Source organism: Pararhizobium antarcticum, assembly GCF_001885585.1.
GTDB lineage: Bacteria > Pseudomonadota > Alphaproteobacteria > Rhizobiales > Rhizobiaceae > Pararhizobium > Pararhizobium antarcticum.
On record NZ_LSRP01000151.1, the window covers coordinates 121,454 to 138,143 of the forward strand.

General features: G+C 60.9%; 18 protein-coding genes. 2 read left to right on the forward strand and 16 right to left on the reverse strand.

Annotated features, from left to right (window positions below):
- Positions 1 to 193: 193 nt before the first annotated feature.
- The 3 genes from ntrC to dusB are packed head-to-tail and all read right to left on the reverse strand — an operon-like array spanning position 194 to position 3,824.
- A complete protein-coding gene (gene ntrC / locus AX760_RS25685) occupies positions 194 to 1,648 on the reverse strand; it encodes a nitrogen regulation protein NR(I) (RefSeq protein ID WP_071835852.1) in 1,455 nt (484 codons plus the stop codon).
- Complete coding sequence (locus AX760_RS25690; protein ID WP_071835853.1) at positions 1,648 to 2,799, reverse strand: two-component system sensor histidine kinase NtrB; 1,152 nt, start codon at positions 2,797 to 2,799, stop codon at positions 1,648 to 1,650. Before AX760_RS25690 ends, ntrC begins: the two co-directional genes overlap by 1 nt.
- Positions 2,796 to 3,824: a tRNA dihydrouridine synthase DusB gene (gene dusB, locus AX760_RS25695; protein WP_071835854.1), complete on the reverse strand. Its 1,029-nt coding sequence runs from the start codon at positions 3,822 to 3,824 to the stop codon at positions 2,796 to 2,798. The genes AX760_RS25690 and dusB overlap by 4 nt, the downstream gene beginning before the upstream one ends.
- Positions 3,825 to 4,070: 246 nt before the next feature.
- Between dusB and AX760_RS25700 the strand changes: the two genes are divergently transcribed.
- Positions 4,071 to 5,282 (forward strand): bifunctional 2-C-methyl-D-erythritol 4-phosphate cytidylyltransferase/2-C-methyl-D-erythritol 2,4-cyclodiphosphate synthase, encoded by a 1,212-nt coding sequence (locus AX760_RS25700; RefSeq protein ID WP_083531351.1) that lies wholly within the window; start codon positions 4,071 to 4,073, stop codon positions 5,280 to 5,282.
- Complete coding sequence (locus AX760_RS25705) at positions 5,279 to 5,782, forward strand: CinA family protein (RefSeq protein WP_071835856.1); 504 nt, start codon at positions 5,279 to 5,281, stop codon at positions 5,780 to 5,782. The genes AX760_RS25700 and AX760_RS25705 overlap by 4 nt, the downstream gene beginning before the upstream one ends.
- On the opposite strand, the gene AX760_RS25710 is transcribed toward AX760_RS25705, so the two are convergent.
- The 13 genes from AX760_RS25710 to pdhA all read right to left on the reverse strand — a co-directional run bounded on the left by AX760_RS25710 (position 5,783) and on the right by pdhA (position 16,607).
- Positions 5,783 to 6,610, reverse strand: a complete 828-nt coding sequence (locus tag AX760_RS25710) for a hypothetical protein (protein ID WP_139276141.1) — start codon at positions 6,608 to 6,610, stop codon at positions 5,783 to 5,785.
- Between the two features lie 70 nt (positions 6,611 to 6,680).
- Positions 6,681 to 7,133, reverse strand: a complete 453-nt coding sequence (locus AX760_RS25715; protein ID WP_071835858.1) for a type II toxin-antitoxin system RatA family toxin — start codon at positions 7,131 to 7,133, stop codon at positions 6,681 to 6,683.
- A 40-nt stretch (positions 7,134 to 7,173) separates the two neighbouring features.
- Positions 7,174 to 7,782: a hypothetical protein gene (locus AX760_RS25720; protein WP_139276139.1), complete on the reverse strand. Its 609-nt coding sequence runs from the start codon at positions 7,780 to 7,782 to the stop codon at positions 7,174 to 7,176.
- A 107-nt stretch (positions 7,783 to 7,889) separates the two neighbouring features.
- Complete coding sequence (gene lipA, locus AX760_RS25725; protein WP_071835860.1) at positions 7,890 to 8,867, reverse strand: lipoyl synthase; 978 nt, start codon at positions 8,865 to 8,867, stop codon at positions 7,890 to 7,892.
- Positions 8,868 to 8,913: 46 nt separating this feature from the next.
- A complete protein-coding gene (locus AX760_RS25730; protein WP_071835861.1) occupies positions 8,914 to 9,168 on the reverse strand; it encodes a GlsB/YeaQ/YmgE family stress response membrane protein in 255 nt (84 codons plus the stop codon).
- 67 nt (positions 9,169 to 9,235) lie between these two features.
- On the reverse strand, positions 9,236 to 10,699 hold the full coding sequence (lpdA, locus tag AX760_RS25735) for a dihydrolipoyl dehydrogenase (RefSeq protein ID WP_071835862.1): 1,464 nt from the start codon (positions 10,697 to 10,699) through the stop codon (positions 9,236 to 9,238).
- Positions 10,692 to 11,297, reverse strand: a complete 606-nt coding sequence (locus AX760_RS25740) for a GNAT family N-acetyltransferase (RefSeq protein ID WP_071835863.1) — start codon at positions 11,295 to 11,297, stop codon at positions 10,692 to 10,694. Before AX760_RS25740 ends, lpdA begins: the two co-directional genes overlap by 8 nt.
- 4 nt (positions 11,298 to 11,301) lie before the next feature.
- The gene (locus AX760_RS25745) at positions 11,302 to 11,946 is read right to left on the reverse strand and encodes an SGNH/GDSL hydrolase family protein (RefSeq protein ID WP_071835864.1); all 645 of its coding nucleotides are present in this window, start codon (positions 11,944 to 11,946) and stop codon (positions 11,302 to 11,304) included.
- A 1-nt stretch (position 11,947) separates the two neighbouring features.
- Positions 11,948 to 12,460 carry a hypothetical protein gene (locus AX760_RS25750; protein ID WP_071835865.1) on the reverse strand — a complete coding sequence of 171 codons (513 nt, stop codon included), beginning with the start codon at positions 12,458 to 12,460 and terminating at the stop codon, positions 11,948 to 11,950.
- Between the two features lie 21 nt (positions 12,461 to 12,481).
- Positions 12,482 to 13,810, reverse strand: coding sequence for a pyruvate dehydrogenase complex dihydrolipoamide acetyltransferase (locus AX760_RS25755; protein ID WP_071835866.1), 1,329 nt, complete (start codon positions 13,808 to 13,810; stop codon positions 12,482 to 12,484).
- Between the two features lies 1 nt (position 13,811).
- Positions 13,812 to 14,105, reverse strand: a complete 294-nt coding sequence (locus tag AX760_RS25760; protein ID WP_087149362.1) for a hypothetical protein — start codon at positions 14,103 to 14,105, stop codon at positions 13,812 to 13,814.
- Between the two features lie 12 nt (positions 14,106 to 14,117).
- Positions 14,118 to 15,539, reverse strand: coding sequence for a pyruvate dehydrogenase complex E1 component subunit beta (locus AX760_RS25765; protein ID WP_071835868.1), 1,422 nt, complete (start codon positions 15,537 to 15,539; stop codon positions 14,118 to 14,120).
- Positions 15,540 to 15,560: 21 nt separating this feature from the next.
- A complete protein-coding gene (gene pdhA, locus AX760_RS25770) occupies positions 15,561 to 16,607 on the reverse strand; it encodes a pyruvate dehydrogenase (acetyl-transferring) E1 component subunit alpha (RefSeq protein ID WP_071835869.1) in 1,047 nt (348 codons plus the stop codon).
- Positions 16,608 to 16,690: the final 83 nt, after the last annotated feature.

Genomic DNA, 16,690 nt, shown 5'->3' on the forward strand with positions numbered 1-16,690 from the left:
GGCATCTTGGCGCAGGCAGCGGATCAATCTTGTCTGTCGTTGGTCAAGCCTGATGACCGAACCGGAACCGGCTACCGCGGCAAAGCACCGGACGCGCCACCGGCAGCGCCGGCCCTCCGCGCGAAGGTTCCGGAATACAATTGCTGTCTAAGCAACGCATTGTGGCGAAAATGCAACGGTTGTCGGGGACAAGTCAAGCGCTGCGTGCGCTCCGGTAGACGGAGACGCCCAGTTCGCGGATTTTCTTGCGCAGCGTATTGCGGTTGAGACCGAGCAGATCCGCCGCCTTGATCTGGTTGCCGCGCGTCGCGGTCAGGGCCGCGAGGATCAGCGGATACTCCATTTCGGCCAGCACCCGATCGTAAAGGCCGGATGGCGGCAATCCCTCGCCGAAACTCGAGAAATACTGCCGCATGTTTTCTTCGACAGCCTGGGAAATCGACATTGACCCCGAGCGGGCCGATGATTTTTCGATCGGGCTGTCGGCAATGTCCGAGCGCAGTTCGCTTTCGATGATTTCCCGCGTGATCACATCCTGCGGATAGAGCGCCGTCAGGCGGCGCACGACGTTTTCCAGTTCGCGGACATTGCCGGGCCAGGCATGCGCCTTCATCAGTTCCAGCGCCTCCTGGTCGAAGCGCTTGACGTCGAGGCCTTCCTTCTCCGCCTGCTGGACGAAATGGCGCACGAGATCGGGAATGTCTTCGGCCCGGTCCCGCAGCGGCGGCAGGCGCAGCGGCACGACGTTCAGCCGGTAGTACAGATCCTCGCGGAACAGGCCCTGGTTGATTGACTGCTTCAGGTCCTTGTTGGTGGCGGCAACGATTCGCACGTCCGAGCGGATCGGTGTGCGCCCGCCGACCGTCGTATATTCCCCCTGCTGCAGCACGCGCAAAAGCCGCGTCTGGGCATCCATCGGCATGTCGCCGATTTCATCGAGGAACAAGGTGCCGCCTTCCGCCTGCTCGAAGCGACCGGTGGAGCGGTTCTGGGCGCCGGTAAAGGCGCCCTTCTCGTGGCCGAACAGTTCCGATTCGATCAGGTCGCGCGGAATGGCCGCCATGTTGATCGCCACGAAGGGGCCGTTGCGGCGCTTGCCGTAGTCATGCAACGCCTTTGCGACCAGTTCCTTGCCGGTGCCGGATTCACCGGTGATCATCAGCGTCAGGTCGGTCTGCATCAGCCGGGCAAGCACGCGGTAGATTTCCTGCATCGCCGCCGAGCGGCCGACCAGCGGCATGCCGTCCTGCGTGTCGTCTTCCATCTTGACCGGCTTGCGTTTCGGCTCGGCCAGGGCGCGGCCGATAATGGCGATCAGTTCCGTCAGGTCGAAAGGCTTCGGCAGATAGTCATAGGCGCCTTTTTCGGAGGCCTTGATTGCCGTCATGAAAGTGTTCTGCGCGCTCATGACCAGCACCGGCAGGTCGGGACGGGCCTTCTTGATGCGCGGCAGGAGATCGAAGGCGTTTTCATCCGGCATGATCACGTCCGTCACCACCAGATCGCCGTCGCCGGCCGAAATCCAGCGCCAGAGCGTCGCGGCATTCGAGGTGATGCGGACATCATAGCCGGCGCGGCTGAGCGCCTGGTTGAGTACGGTACGGATGGCAGCGTCGTCGTCGGCAACGAGGATGGTGGCGCCAGTCATCAGGAATGTCCTTTTATCGTCAGGGGCTCGGAATCCTCCGCCGAAATCCCTTTCGAGGCCGGCATCAGAACGCGAAACGTGGTGCGGTGGTTCTGGCTGTCGCATTCGACAATGCCGCCATGTCCACCAATGATCTTGGCGACAAGTGCCAGGCCGAGGCCGGAGCCATTCGTCTTGGTGGTAATGAAGGGATCAAAGAGATGCGGCACGAGATCGGCCGGAACGCCGGGGCCATTGTCGTGCACGCAGAATTCCAGCGGCAGCGAAATCTTTTCGCGCGTGCCGGCGACCGAAAGCTTGATGCCGGGGCGGTAGGCCGTTGTCAGCATGATCTCGCCCTCGGGACGGTCGGCCACGGCCTCCGCCGCATTCTTGATCAGGTTGAGGAAGACCTGCACCAGTTGGTCGCGATTGGCAAAGACCGGCGGCAAGGACGGATCGTAATTCTCGGTGATGCGGATCTTGCGGGCAAAACCGGCCTTGGCCACGGCCTTCACATGGTCGAGAACGGAATGGATGTTGACCGGCACACGGTCAACCGGGCGTTCGTCAGAAAACACCTCCATGCGGTCGACAAGCGAAACGATCCGGTCGGTCTCGTCGCAGATCAGCCGGGTCAGCGCCCTGTCCTCGTCATTGACGGAGGTTTCCAGCAATTGCGCCGCGCCACGAATGCCGGAGAGCGGGTTCTTGATCTCGTGCGCCAGCATCGATGCAAGACCGGTGACAGACCGGGCAGCGGCGCGGTGCGTCAGTTGCCGGTCGATCTTGTCGGCCATCGAGCGTTCCTGGAAAACGATGACGACGCAGCCCGGCTCTGACAGCACGGGCGCGACATAGAGATCGACGAGCTTGTCGGCACCCAGCCGCGGCGAGGAAAGATCGACGCGATATTCGTTGACCGGTGCGCGCCGCTCGCGCACCTGTTCGATCAGCGTCAGGAGCGGACTGCCGAACGGGATGAAGGCGCTGATGTCGTGTTTTGCGAGATAATTGGAACTGGCGCCGAAAAAGGCCTCTGCTTCCCAGTTTGCAAAGGCGACAAGACCGGTTTCATTGACCAGGATCACCGGATTCTGGATGGCGTTCAACACCGCCATCGGCAGGGTGTTCAGGCCTTTTTTCTCGTCTTCGCGTGTTTTTCCGCTCATGCAGCCGCATCCGATTCTTGAAGAGGAACTGCACCGGCAGAAAGCGCCGCCATCGTGCGGGCAATCACCGCAGCAGGGTCCGTCGAGGTCATGATCGCCGCTTTTCCCGCGCCTGTCGTTTGAGGCGCAAACCGGTCGAGATACCAGCCGAGATGCTTGCGCGCATGCCGAAGCCCGACGTCGACACCGTAGAAATCCAGCATCATGGCGTAGTGCTCCTCGACGGTCGCAATGATTTCGGCGGTGCCCGGGTGTGCAATGCTGCCGGCGAGCACGCCCGCATGCCACGGACGCCCCTGCGAGGACCGCCCGATCATCACCGCGTCGGCGCCGGACCGCTTGAGAATTTCATGCGCATCGTCTGCGGTGGCGACATCGCCATTGGCAATCAGCGGAATGGAAATCACGTCGCGGACAGCCCTGATCGCGTCCCAGTCGGCCTTGCCGTTGTAGAATTGCATGCGGGTGCGACCATGGATGGTGATCATCCGGACGCCGGCATCCTGCGCCCGCCGCGCGATCAGCGGCGCGTTGATCGACTGGTCGTCCCAGCCAAGCCGCATCTTCAGCGTCACCGGCACATTGACCGCCTTTACCGTCGCCTCGATGAGCGACAGAGCGTGATCGGGATCGCGCATCAGCGCCGAGCCGGAATAACCGCCGGTGACCTTCTTGGCCGGGCAGCCCATGTTGATATCGACGATCGCAGCGCCATTGCCGGCGACGATTTTTGCAGCCTCGGCCATCCAGTGCGCTTCACGCCCGGCGAGCTGGACGACATGCGGATCGATGCCGGAACTGCGCAGCCGCGCCCATGATTCGGCGGCATTGCCGACCAGTTCACGGCTGGCGACCATTTCGGTCACGACCATGCCGGCCCCAAACCGCCAGGCAAGCTGGCGGAAGGGCAGATCGGTGACGCCGGACATCGGCGCGAGCACGACGCGATTGCGAACCGCGAGCCCCCCGACCTCGAATTGTGATGATAAAGCCGGCTTCTGCAAATGCTCATCTTTCGGGCACATACTCATATTGCACTATTTTTAGACATTGTTGATGAACTTGCCAAGTGTTTTCGGACGCCTTCGACAATTTTCCCTGAACAACTGGTAAAGCCGGTTTCTTCGGGCTAAATCACCGCTTGCATGGACCATCTTCACGCAAGATGGATGACATTGGGCGGCGGTACGGTCTGAAACCAGGCTTGGCTCGATCCCGCAGCCGGATATCGAACGCGATCGTGGCGCATGGGACGGGACCTCATACAGACAATGGCGGCAAAAGAACAGATTTCCTGCGGTATCGTCATCGTGGCTGCGGGACGCGGCGAACGGGCCGGCTCGCCGAAGGACGGTCCCAAACAATATCGCGCCATCGGCGGACGTCCGGTCCTCTGTGCCACACTGGATATTTTCACCCTCTGGGCCAAGGCGACCCGTATCGTCGTCGTCATTCATCCGGACGATGCGGCTCTGTTTGAAAACGCCCTGCGCCTCAGCCTGCCCAATGATACGATCGTCGTCACCCATGGCCATGCGACGCGGCAGCAATCGGTGCTCGCCGGCCTTCGGAAACTGGGCGACGCCGGCATCAGCCATGTGCTGATCCACGATGCGGTGCGCCCGTTCATCGACGCTGACATGCTGGATCGTATTGCGGATGAGCTACAGTCCGGAGCCGAGGCTGTCCTGCCTGCCGTAGCGGTAGCCGACACGCTGAAACGCGGTGATGCCGGGGGTCACGTTACGGAAACCGTATCGCGGGCGGGGCTCTATGGTGCCCAGACGCCGCAGGCTTTCCGGTTCCAGCCGATCCTTGCCGCGCACACAGCCGCGGAATCCACCGGTCGTGCCGACTTCACGGACGACGCCGCGATTGCCGAATGGGCTGGCCTGCCGGTGCGCCTCGTCGCGGGCTCGCCGGACAATATGAAACTGACCACGCAACGGGACATCGCCATGGCCGACGAAAAGCTCAACCGCACCGCACTGCCAGATGTGCGCACCGGCAACGGATACGACGTGCACCAGCTGGTCGCGGGGGATGGTGTGACGCTCTGCGGCGTCTTTATTCCGCATGACCAGAGCTTGCTCGGGCATTCCGATGCCGATGTGGCGCTGCATGCGCTGACGGACGCCCTGCTCGCCACCTGCGGTGCAGGCGATATCGGCGATCACTTCCCGCCGTCCGATCCGCAATGGAAGGGTGCGCCCTCGCACATCTTCCTCGAACACGCCGCAGGTATCGTCCGCGACCATGGCGGCACGATCATGAACGCCGACATCACGCTGATCGCGGAAGCCCCGAAGATCGGCCCGCACCGGCTGACCATGCGCGAAACAATCGCAAACATTCTCGGCATCACGCTCGATCGCTGTTCGGTCAAGGCGACGACCAACGAGACCATCGGCTTTGTCGGACGCCGCGAGGGCATCGCCGCGATCGCCACCGCAACCGTCGTCTTTGGCCGGGGGGCGGCATGAGCGGCTGGCCGAAGGACATCGAGACACTCGCCAGCGCTCTGATTGCCGATTTCACCGCAGCCAGGCTGACGGTGGCCACCGCCGAATCCTGCACCGGCGGGCTGATTGCCGGGGCGCTGACCGAGATTGCCGGATCTTCGGCCGTCGTCGATCGCGGTTTCGTCACCTATTCCAACCGGGCGAAGGTCGAAATGCTCGGCGTCGATCCCTCGACGCTCGATGCCTTCGGAGCCGTATCGCGACAGACGGCGCTTGCCATGGTGCGCGGTGCGCTTGCCAACGCGCAGGCGGACCTCGCGGTGGCCGTCACCGGCATTGCCGGACCGGGTGGCGGATCGCCGGACAAGCCGGTCGGACTGGTGCATCTGGCAGCGGCAAGCCGCAGCGGCAGGATCGAGCATCGCGAAATGCGCTACGGCGATATCGGCCGCGATGCGGTGCGGCTGGCGACGGTGCAAACCGCCCTTGAGATGCTGCGGGACGTCGCCGAGGCCAGTTGATCACTTCGTGTCCGACGGGCATATCCGGTAGACATTCATCGCCTGCTCGTCGGGAGCGCCGGACGGCCGTTTTTCCCAGAAGGCCATTCCATCGCCCGGAAACGCCTCTGCCATGTATGCGTCGGAACCGTCTCTTTGGCGACGCGCTTTTTCCGGGTAGTCCGGCGCCTTGCGCTTTTCCTCAAGGCAACGGGTGAGATCCGGCAGGATAGCGACGCGGATCAAATAATCGACGTAAAAATCGCCGCTGCTCAACGCCTCGCCGGATGCGATGCTTGCCACGCGCGCCGCATCGTCGTCCGATAGGTCCATGTCCAGCGTTTCGATGTAAACCCGCTTGCCCCATTTGGCGTCGGGCGCCTCAAGGTCGTTGCGCTCGATCGTGTAGAAGTGGTTGATGAGGTCGATCCCATCCAGCCTGGAGCCAAGTGTCCCGTGAAAGGAATAGCGGATCATCAGGTCCTCGGATTTCAGCATGGCGGCCAGCGGACCGATCGGGGTCGCTTTGCGCGCAATGACCTGCGTCTGGCCGATGCCCACGGAGGATGGTTCGGGACTGTAGCTATAGCGGTAATTCGCCATCAGCAGCATGGCGCCACGGCGCATCGGGAAAAAATCCCTGTCTCTGAATTCTGGATCCGTCGGCAAGGCGCCTTTGCGGGAATGCACGCTGATCTTCAGCGCCGGTGAAAGCCAATAGCTGCCGGCAACCGGCTTTCCCTCCCCGTCCAGCAGCAGGATGTAACGACCGGCCTTGCGGATTACAGCATCAGCCGCCTGCGCCGAAAGCGGCACAGCCATCATCACAGCAAGGAGAAAAAGGCGCACGATCATATCCCTATGAAGCGCCGGGATCGCCGAACATTCAAGTCTTCTTGAAAAAATCAGTACCGAGGCTTTACGCGGAGGCGTAGATCGTATCGGCGCGCTTTTCGAACGCCTCTGAGAACATCCGGAAGGCGCGGTCGAACATCGACCCCATGAGCGCGCCGAGAATGCGGCTCTTGAACTCGTAGTCGATGAAGAAATGCACCGAGCAACCGCCATCCGGCAGCGGCTCGAACCGCCAGCGATTGTCAAGATATTTGAACGGCCCGTCGATATATTTGACCTCGATGACGCGCTCGGCCTTGTTCAAAAGCACCTGCGTCGTGAACGTCTCGCGGATCGCCTTGTAGCCGACCGTCATATCCGCCAGAAGCAGCACCTTGCCGTCACGCTCCTTGGTGGAACGAACCGTCAGTCCTTCGCAGAGCGGCAGGAATTCCGGGTATTTTTCGACATCGGCGATCAGATCGAACATCTGGTCCGGCGTATGCTTGACGGGGCGTCTGGTCTCGAACTGGGGCATGCAGGGGAATTAATCTCTGACAACACTGATATCAAGACGTTTACAGCCACCTGCGAGAGATTTGGTGGGAAGTTCCGGAATGTGCCGTCAAAAATACCCGCACCACAACCGCGACGCTGACGATCTGGCATATGATCAAACACCCCTGCCGCACGACCACCTGACCGATGCGGACAGCATCGCTTTGGGGATGGCTGTAAATGAAGAATAGGTCGGTTAGCGGTATGACAAGATTTATCAGCAGGAGAGTGGCAATCAGCGGAAAAAACCTCGAACTGCCGCGAAATGCGAAACCTGACGACGTTCCATAGACGATCGCACTCATGATCCATTGCCCGGACAAAGCCCAAAGGAGACTACCAACGAACGCAGGTACGAAGAGTGAGAGAAAAAACCTGGTAGTGATGGAAAGTTCAGAAAAAGACGCCACGGCACTTTCGGCGAACGCTGACAGAAAACTGAAGCACAGGAGAACCGGCACGGCCCGGACGAGATAGGATGGGACCGCGAAACGCTCCGGGACATCGCCTTCATGGCTTGTGGACATCGCTCGATGGATATCGACGATTGCCGTATATCCGAGATAGAGAAGAGAGATCGCCCAGGCTGCCTCGAATGGAAAACGAGGCCACGTATCCGGATCGACCAACCTCTCAGACGCCGTCAATAAAAAGCCAGCTGCAACAGCAAGTAGGGCTGGAAAGGGTCTTGCCCTAAGGTAAGTTATGCTGTGCTGTAAGACAGACATCACGCCGACTATTCTGCAGCGATCATCAGCTTCTTTTCCCGTGCCGCCCTCAACCGCGCAAAATCATCACCGGCATGGTGCGACGAGCGGGTCAGCGGGCTCGAAGCGACCATCAGGAAGCCCTTGGTATAGGCGACCGTCTCGTAGGACTTGAATTCATCCGGCGTCACGAAGCTCATCACCTGGTGGTGCTTGCGGGTCGGCTGCAGATATTGCCCGATCGTCAGGAAATCGACATCGGCGGTTCTCAGGTCGTCCATCAGCTGCAGCACTTCGTTGCGCTCTTCGCCAAGCCCGACCATGATGCCCGACTTGGTGAACATCGTCGGATCGAGTTCCTTGACCCGCTGCAAAAGCCGGACCGAGTGGAAATAGCGCGCACCGGGACGCACCGTCAGATAATTGCCGGGCACCGTTTCCATATTGTGGTTGAAGACGTCAGGCTTGGCGGCAACGACCCGCTCCAGCGCGCCGGGCTTCTTCAAAAAGTCCGGCGTCAGGATTTCGATGGTCGTCAGCGGCGATGCCGCGCGGATCGCCCAGATCACCTTTTCGAAATGCTCGGCGCCACCGTCTGCCAGATCGTCGCGATCGACCGAGGTGATGACAACATGGGAAAGGCCCATCTGCTTGACGGCCTTGGCGACGTTTTCCGGCTCGGCCATGTCGAGCGCATTCGGCTTGCCGGTCGTGACGTTGCAGAAGGCACAGGCGCGCGTACAGATCTCGCCCATGATCATGAAGGTCGCGTGTTTCTTTTCCCAGCACTCGCCGATATTCGGGCAGCCGGCTTCCTCGCAGACCGTGACGAGCTTGTGCTCCTTCACGATCGACTTGGTTTCGGCATAGCCCTTCGACGTCGGTGCCTTGACGCGGATCCATTCCGGCTTGCGCAGCATCTCGGTGTCGGGCTTGTGGGCCTTTTCCGGATGACGGATGCGCTTGACATCGATCTCGGTGTTGGTGCGGTCGAGAATGGTCACCATTGTAGCAAACCCCGTCTATCCGCCGTCACAGCGCGGACCCTTTTTCTTAACGCCGCACCAGTTTGGCGACGAACAGCAGAATGCTGGCACCCACGAAACTGGTGATCAGATAACCCAGCCAGTCGCCTTCGATACCCACACCGAGGCGGCGGAAAATCGCCGAGGCGACGACCGCGCCGACGATCCCGATGAGAATGTTCATCAACAGGCCGAAGCGCACATTCATCAACTTGCCTGCAAGCCAGCCGGCAAGACCGCCGACGACGATCGTCACAAACCAGCCGATTTCAAACCCTGCCACGATACACTCCTACGATTGGAACCCCTGCCGCCTATATAGGCGGCAGCAGGTACTGTCGCAACTGGCCTCAGGCGTTGAGTGCACGCCCATAGGCGTCGAGCACGCTCTCCTTCAGCGTCTCCGAAATCGTCGGATGCGGGAAGATCGTGTGCATCAGGTCTTCCTCTGTGGTTTCGAGGTTCATGGCGATGACGAAACCCTGTATCAGTTCGGTCACTTCCGCGCCGACCAGATGGGCGCCCAGAAGTTCGCCGGTCTTCTTGTCGAAGATCGTCTTGACCATGCCCTGGTCTTCGCCGAGCGCGATCGCCTTGCCGTTGGCGACAAAGGGGAAACGACCGACGCGGATGTCGCGGCCCTGCTCCTTGGCCTTGGCTTCCGTCAGGCCGACAGAGGCGACCTGCGGATTGCAATAGGTGCAGCCCGGGATCTTCAGCTTGTCCATCGGATGCACGTTCGGCAGGCCGGCGATCTTCTCGACGCAGATGACGGCCTCATGCTCGGCCTTGTGGGCCAGCATTGGCGGGCCGGCGACGTCGCCGATCGCATAGATGCCCGGCACATTGGTCTTGCCGTAACCGTCGATGACGATGCAGCCGCGGTCGGTCTTGATGCCGAGCGTTTCCAGGCCAAGATTTTCGATATTGCCCTGCACGCCGACAGCCGAAATCATCCTGTCGGCCGTGATCTTCTCGACCGTGCCGTCCTTCTTCTCGACATGCGCCGTGACGGAGTTCGCGCCCTTCTCGACCTTCGTCACCTTGGCTTCGAGGATGATCTTCATGCCCTGCTTGTCGAACTGCTTCTTGGCGAAGGCGGAGATTTCGGCGTCCTCGACCGGCATCACGGTCTTCATCACCTCGACGACGGTTACGTCGACGCCCATGGTGCGATAGAAGGAGGCAAACTCGATGCCGATGGCGCCGGAGCCCATGACCAGCAGCGATTTCGGCATTTCCGCGGGCTTCATCGCCTCGAAATAGGTCCAGATCAGCTTGCCATCCGGCTCGATGCCCGGCAGAGCGCGCGGACGCGCACCCGTGGCAATGATGATATGCTTGGCGGTGTAGGTGCCCTCGCCCTTGACGTTCTTCGGAAGCGGTGCCTGCGGCTGGACGATCTCCTTGGTGATCTTGCCGACCACAATCTCGCCCAAACCTGAACCGGAAGCAGGCTTGGTGACCTTGGCCTCGCCCCAGATGATGTCGACCTTGTTCTTCTTCATCAGGAAGCCGACGCCGCCATTCATGCGCTCGGCAATGCCGCGCGAGCGGGCAACGATCGCCTTGATGTCCGGGGTGATCTTGCCTTCCAGCGTCAGGCCGTAATTCTTGGCATGTTCGGCCAGATGCAGCACTTCGGCCGAGCGCAGCAGCGCCTTGGTCGGGATGCAGCCCCAGTTGGAGCAGATGCCTGCCAGATGCTCGCGCTCGACGATGGCCGTCTTCAGGCCGAGCTGCGACGCCCGGATGGCGGCGATATACCCGCCCGGTCCCGAACCGATGATGATGACGTCGTAAGTCTCAGCCATTGTGTTTCCTGCCTCTTTCTTCCGGCCTGTTCAAGGTCATCAAGACCCAGTCATGCCTCTTGCTATCTTCAAAGAGTGGCACGGCAGCGAGCCGCGCCCTCTCGATAAATCCATGGGCACTGTACAGTCCCAGCGCCGCTTCGTTATGGCTCTCGGTGATCAGGCTGACCTGTTCGCCGCAAGCGCTGGCAATCTGATCGGCCAGCAATGCCTGACCGATCCCCTTGCCCCGATGCTGCCGGTAGACAGCGAGGCTGTCGATAAACCGGCTGCCGACCACCTGCCTCTGCATCGCCAGAAGCGGGGCGATCACCGGATGCGGTGCAGCGATGGCGCGCACGCTGTCCTCCAGCCGATAGCCGATCGCCACACCGGTGATTTCGCCGTTCCAGTCCGCCACCGTCGCATCCGGCCATGCACCAGGTGCGGCGTCTTCGCGCATCGTCGCGCGGCCGCGTTCCAGCGCCGTATCGCAGACACCGGCTGCGACCGCACCGGACCAGAGCCAGCCGGCAAAGCCATGCGAGGCGATGTCGACGAGGATGGCGAGTTCGGCAGCGTCGGCGCGTGTCGCAGGACGCAGAACAAGCGCCGCCACCCTGTCAAACTCCCAGCATCATCCGCACCATCGGCTCGAGCGCTCGCCCCAGCGCCCGGGTATTTTCCGCATCCAGATGCACGCCATCGAGCGGCGTTGTTTTCGCGACGGAGCCTGCATCGAAGAACCCGCAGCCCTTCTCGTCGGCGAGGTCCGCATAGAGCGAGGCCAGCATCGACGACTGCTCGACACCGCCTGAGAACATCGATGCAAAGGCGGCATTGGCCGTTTCGCAGAGCGCTGGCGGCGAGACGATCAGGATTTCCGGTGTCTCGCCCGTATCGAACGACCAGGCATGTTTGCGCACGATCTCGACCAGCCGCTCCATGCCCTGGACAGCGCCAAAGGCGGTGCCGCAGAGAACCGGCTTCATGTCGTTGGCACCGAGCATGATGATCACGAGATCGATCGGATCATGGCTGTGCAAGGTCGTCGGCAGGATGCGCGCACCGTTGCGGTCGCAGTCGGCTGTGTGATCGTCATAGACCGTGGTGCGCCCGTTCAGCCCCTCGGCGATGACAGTGACGCCATCCCCCAGCGCCGCCTGCAGCACACTTGTCCAGCGATCCTCGAAGGCATGACGCCCGAGAGTTTCGGCGCTATAGCCCCAGGTCAGGCTGTCGCCGTAGCAGAGGACTGTTTTCATCATCTCAATCCCGTCCCAGCAACTGGTCTATCTCTGCCAGATCGTTGACAATCTGAGGCAGTGCCACTTTCATGCGTGTTACGCTGGTGAGATCGTAGGGGTCCCCATCGCGGGCATCGCGAATGCCGGATTCTACGACGTCAAGACCGTCACAAAGGCGAAGGTCCCGGGCCATACCGATATCAGCCCCTTTGAACACCAGGCATAGGGCACCCTTGCCGTCATCGCCGTTGCTTGCAGTCCAGGCGACAGGCACCACCTTGTCTCCCAATGCCGCCGACCAGACGACACCGGTACCGTCGGGTCGAAGATATTCGAGCTGCGGAATCCGGTCGCTATCGTTGCGAAACAACAGCGTCCGTTCTGTCATCTTCTCTATGCGCCGGGTGACCTGTTCGTTCAGATCCTGCGCCTGTACCGAGGCCGTAAACAACAACGGAAACACGGCAACGACCGCTGCGGCGCATAAGCGTCGCAACGGTGTCTTTTCAGTTGTGTTTTTCACCTTGGAAGACATTGTCACGACGCTCTCTTCCGGTCACACCAGCATGCCCATCGGGTTTTCTATGTAGCGCTTGAAGGCGCCGAGCAGTTCGGCTCCGAGCGCGCCATCGACCGCGCGGTGGTCGGTCGAAAGCGTCACGGTCATGACATTGGCGACGACCATCTGGCCCTTCTTGACGACAACGCGCTCCTCGCCCGCGCCGATCGCCAGGATCGTTGCGTGCGGCGGGTTGACGACGGCGGCGAAGTTCTTGACGCCCATCATGCCCATGTTGGAGACGGCGGTGGTGCCGCCCTGGTATTCCTCGGGCTTCAGCTTGCGGCTCTTGGCGCGGGCGCCGAGATCCTTCATCTCGTTGGAGATGGCCGACAGGCTCTTGGTTTCGGCCGAGCGAATGATCGGGGTGATCAGACCGCCGGGGATCGACACCGCGACGCCGACATCGGCATGCTTGTGCTTGACCATGTTCGTATCGGTCCAGGACACGTTGGCATCCGGGACGTCGCGCAGCGCCAGGGCAAGCGCCTTGATGACCATGTCGTTGACGGAGATCTTGTAGGCGGGCTTGCCGTCCTTTTCCGGTGCGGACGCATTGACCTGTGCCCGCAGGGCCAGAAGCGCATCCAGCTCGCAATCCACGGAGACGTAGAAATGCGGGATGGTCTGCTTGCTCTCCTGCAAACGTTTCGCAATGGTCTTGCGCATGCCGTCATGCGGCACGAGCTCGTAGGAGCCGTCGGCGAAGTTCTTCAGAACCGCTTCTTCCGAAGCTCCCTTCGGCATGGCTGGAGCCGGAGCTGCGGCCGTCGATGCAGACGTGGCAGCAGCAGGCTTCGCGCCGCCGCCGGCAACAGCCGATTCGATGTCCTTCTTGACGACGCGGCCATGCGGGCCGGTCCCCGAAACGGCAGCGAGATCGATGCCGGCTTCCTTGGCGAGACGCCGGGCCAGCGGCGAGGAGAAGGTACGGCTGCCGTCAGCGGCAACCGGTGCCGGGGTCGAGGCGGCCGGGGCCTTGTCGGTCACCGGCTTTGCCTCTTCCTTCGGCGTCTCGACTTTCGCCTCGACCTTTGCGGCCGGTGCTGCGCCGCCTCCGGCTGCGGCAGTTACGACGTCTTCGCCTTCGGCAGCGAGGATGGCGATCAGCGCATTGACCTTGACGCCTTCGGTGCCGGCCGCGACGACAAGCTTGGCAACGATGCCCTCATCGACGCTTTCGACTTCCATCGTCGCCTTGTCGGTTTCGATCTCGCAGAGCACGTCGCCCGACGAAACCTTGTCGCCTTCCTTGACCAGCCACTTCGCGAGGTTTCCCTCTTCCATCGTGGGCGAAAGGGCCGGCATGGTGATGTTTATTGGCATTTTAATCCTCCGCCCACACAAGTTCAAACTGGGCAAGTTTTTCCGGACTTTCCATGATCTGGGAGACTTGCTCAGGAGGCACTTCGATATATCCAGCCACGTCTTCGAGCCAACCGTCTACCGCACCGATCACGCCGATCTCTTCTCGCGGAACGCCGACTATCACTTCAGTTTCTTCAGTCTTGACCAAGGCCCAGAACACGATTCTTTCCAGAACAGGATTGTCTCGCGATCCGACAACTCTGAACCACGAACCTGAAACAGGTAAAATCTGCTTCACAGAGGCTTTCGGCATGAGCCAGACCCCTTATTTGTAGCAGACGGTCTTCACCGCCTGCACGACTTCGCCGACATTCGGCAGGGCCAGCTTTTCAAGGTTGGCGGCATACGGCATCGGAACGTCCTTGCCAGCGATCGTCAGGATCGGCGCATCGAGATAATCGAAGGCCTGCTGCATGACGCGGGTGGCGATTTCGGTGCCGATCGAGTTCTGCGGATAGCCTTCTTCCACCGTCACCAGACGGCCGGTTTTCTTCACCGATTCGATGACCGTCGGCAGATCCATCGGACGCAGCGTACGAAGATCGATCAGTTCGACGTCGATGCCTTCCTTTTCCAGTTCGGCAACGGCCTTCACGGCATAGGTCATACCGATGCCGAAGGAGACGATGGTGACGTCCTTGCCCCTGCGGTGAATGCGGGCCTTGCCGATCGGCAGGACGAAATCATCCATCTTCGGCACGTCAAAACTCTGGCCGTAGAGGATTTCGTTTTCCAGGAACACGACCGGGTTCGGATCGCGGATCGCAGCCTTGAGCAGACCCTTGGCGTCGGCTGCCGTATACGGCATGACGACCTTCAGGCCGGGAATCTGGCTGTACCAGGTGGCGTAATCCTGGCTGTGCTGGGCACCGACGCGGGCGGCGGCACCGTTCGGGCCGCGGAACACGATCGGCGCGCCCATCTGGCCGCCGGACATGTAGAGCGTCTTGGCTGCCGAGTTGATGATCTGGTCGATCGCCTGCATGGCGAAGTTGAAGGTCATGAATTCGACGATCGGCTTCAGGCCGGCCATCGCCGCACCGACGCCGACGCCGGCAAAGCCGTGCTCGGTGATCGGCGTATCGACGACGCGGCGCGGCCCGAATTCCTGCAGCAGGCCCTGCGTGATCTTGTAGGCACCCTGATATTCGGCAACCTCTTCGCCCATGACGAAAACGTCCGGGTCACGGCGCATTTCTTCAGCCATCGCATCGCGAAGCGCTTCGCGAACGGTGGTGGAGACCATTTCGGTACCAGCCGGAATATCCGGATCGGACGGAATGTTGCTCTTCGGCTGAGCCGGCACCTTGCTGTCGGCCTTGGCCGTTGGTTCGTCGGCGGATTCGCGAGCCTTGCCGCCAGCAGCGTCGGAGGTGGCAGCCTCCGTCTCGGCAGCGGGTGCCGGCGCCTTGGCCTTTTGGGCCGCAACGTCGCTCATGCTTTCACCGTCCTGCAGAAGCACGGCAATCGCAGTGTTGACCTTGACGCCTTCGGTGCCGGCGGCGATCAGGATCTTGCCGATCGTGCCTTCATCAACAGCTTCGACTTCCATCGTCGCTTTGTCGGTTTCGATCTCGGCAATCACGTCGCCGGAGGTGACCTTGTCACCCTCGTTTTTCAGCCATTTGCTGAGCGTGCCCTCTTCCATCGTCGGGGACAGAGCGGGCATCAGAATTTCTATAGGCATGATGTCTTCCTCGTCCCGGACTTAAAGCAGAATGTCGGTGTAGAGCGCGGATACATCCGGCTCCGGATCGGACTGGGCGAAGTCGGCACTGTCTGCGACGATATCGCGAACATCCTTGTCGACAGCCTTGAGGTCATCTTCGGTCGCCCAGCCCTTTTCGATGAGACGGGCCTTCACCTGCTCGATCGGATCGTGCTCGGAGCGCATCTTCTGCACTTCGTCCTTCGAGCGGTATTTCGCCGGGTCGGACATCGAATGGCCACGATAACGATAGGTCAGCATTTCAAGGATGATTGGTCCCTTGCCGGAGCGGCAATGCTCGAGCGCTTCGTCGGCGGCAGCCTTGACAGCCCGCACGTCCATGCCATCAACCTGCATACCGGGAATACCGAAACCGACACCGCGCAGCGAGTAGTTCGACTGGGCCGTCGCACGAGCCGTGGAGGTACCCATGGCGTAACGGTTGTTCTCGACGATGTAGATGATCGGTAGCTTCCAGAGCGCGGCCATGTTGAAGCTCTCGTAGACCTGACCCTGGTTGGCCGCGCCATCACCGAAATAGGCGACAGAAACGCTGTCATTGCCGCGATAGGCATTGGCAAAGGCGAGACCGGTGCCGAGCGACACCTGGGCACCGACAATGCCGTGTCCGCCGTAGAAATGCTTCTCCTTGGAAAACATGTGCATCGACCCGCCCTTCCCGTGGGAATAGCCGTTCCGGCGGCCGGTCAACTCGGCCATGACGCCGCGCGCTTCCATCCCGCAGGCAAGCATGTGACCATGGTCGCGATAGGCGGTGATGACCTGATCGCCCTCCTTCTGCGCCATCTGCATACCTACGACGACAGCTTCCTGGCCGATATAGAGGTGACAGAAGCCGCCGATGAAGCCCATGCCATACAACTGGCCGGCCTTCTCTTCAAACCGGCGGATGAGAAGCATTTCACGATAGGCCTTCATATCCTGATCGCGATCGAACTCAGCGATATTGGAACCGGTGAAGTCCTTCTTGGCGGGCTTTGCCACTGTCTTGCGGCTTGAAACGGACGCGGATTTACGCGGAGCCATTCATTCCTCCCTATGGTTGCTTTTGCAGGTACCATAGGCAAAGAATGACAAGACAGCAATGCTATAATTGCATGGCTTATATT

Coding starts and splice junctions, on each gene's coding strand:
- ntrC (WP_071835852.1), bottom strand. CDS start 1,648: ATGACTGGCGCCACCATCCTCGTTGCCGACGACGACGCTGCCATCCGT.
- AX760_RS25750 (WP_071835865.1), bottom strand. CDS start 12,460: ATGTCTTCCAAGGTGAAAAACACAACTGAAAAGACACCGTTGCGACGC.
- AX760_RS25705 (WP_071835856.1), top strand. CDS start 5,279: ATGAGCGGCTGGCCGAAGGACATCGAGACACTCGCCAGCGCTCTGATT.
- AX760_RS25715 (WP_071835858.1), bottom strand. CDS start 7,133: ATGCCCCAGTTCGAGACCAGACGCCCCGTCAAGCATACGCCGGACCAG.
- AX760_RS25755 (WP_071835866.1), bottom strand. CDS start 13,810: ATGCCAATAAACATCACCATGCCGGCCCTTTCGCCCACGATGGAAGAG.
- AX760_RS25745 (WP_071835864.1), bottom strand. CDS start 11,946: ATGATGAAAACAGTCCTCTGCTACGGCGACAGCCTGACCTGGGGCTAT.
- AX760_RS25690 (WP_071835853.1), bottom strand. CDS start 2,799: ATGAGCGGAAAAACACGCGAAGACGAGAAAAAAGGCCTGAACACCCTG.
- dusB (WP_071835854.1), bottom strand. CDS start 3,824: ATGTGCCCGAAAGATGAGCATTTGCAGAAGCCGGCTTTATCATCACAA.
- pdhA (WP_071835869.1), bottom strand. CDS start 16,607: ATGGCTCCGCGTAAATCCGCGTCCGTTTCAAGCCGCAAGACAGTGGCA.
- AX760_RS25700 (WP_083531351.1), top strand. CDS start 4,071: ATGGCGGCAAAAGAACAGATTTCCTGCGGTATCGTCATCGTGGCTGCG.
- lpdA (WP_071835862.1), bottom strand. CDS start 10,699: ATGGCTGAGACTTACGACGTCATCATCATCGGTTCGGGACCGGGCGGG.
- AX760_RS25760 (WP_087149362.1), bottom strand. CDS start 14,105: ATGCCGAAAGCCTCTGTGAAGCAGATTTTACCTGTTTCAGGTTCGTGG.
- AX760_RS25765 (WP_071835868.1), bottom strand. CDS start 15,539: ATGCCTATAGAAATTCTGATGCCCGCTCTGTCCCCGACGATGGAAGAG.
- lipA (WP_071835860.1), bottom strand. CDS start 8,867: ATGGTGACCATTCTCGACCGCACCAACACCGAGATCGATGTCAAGCGC.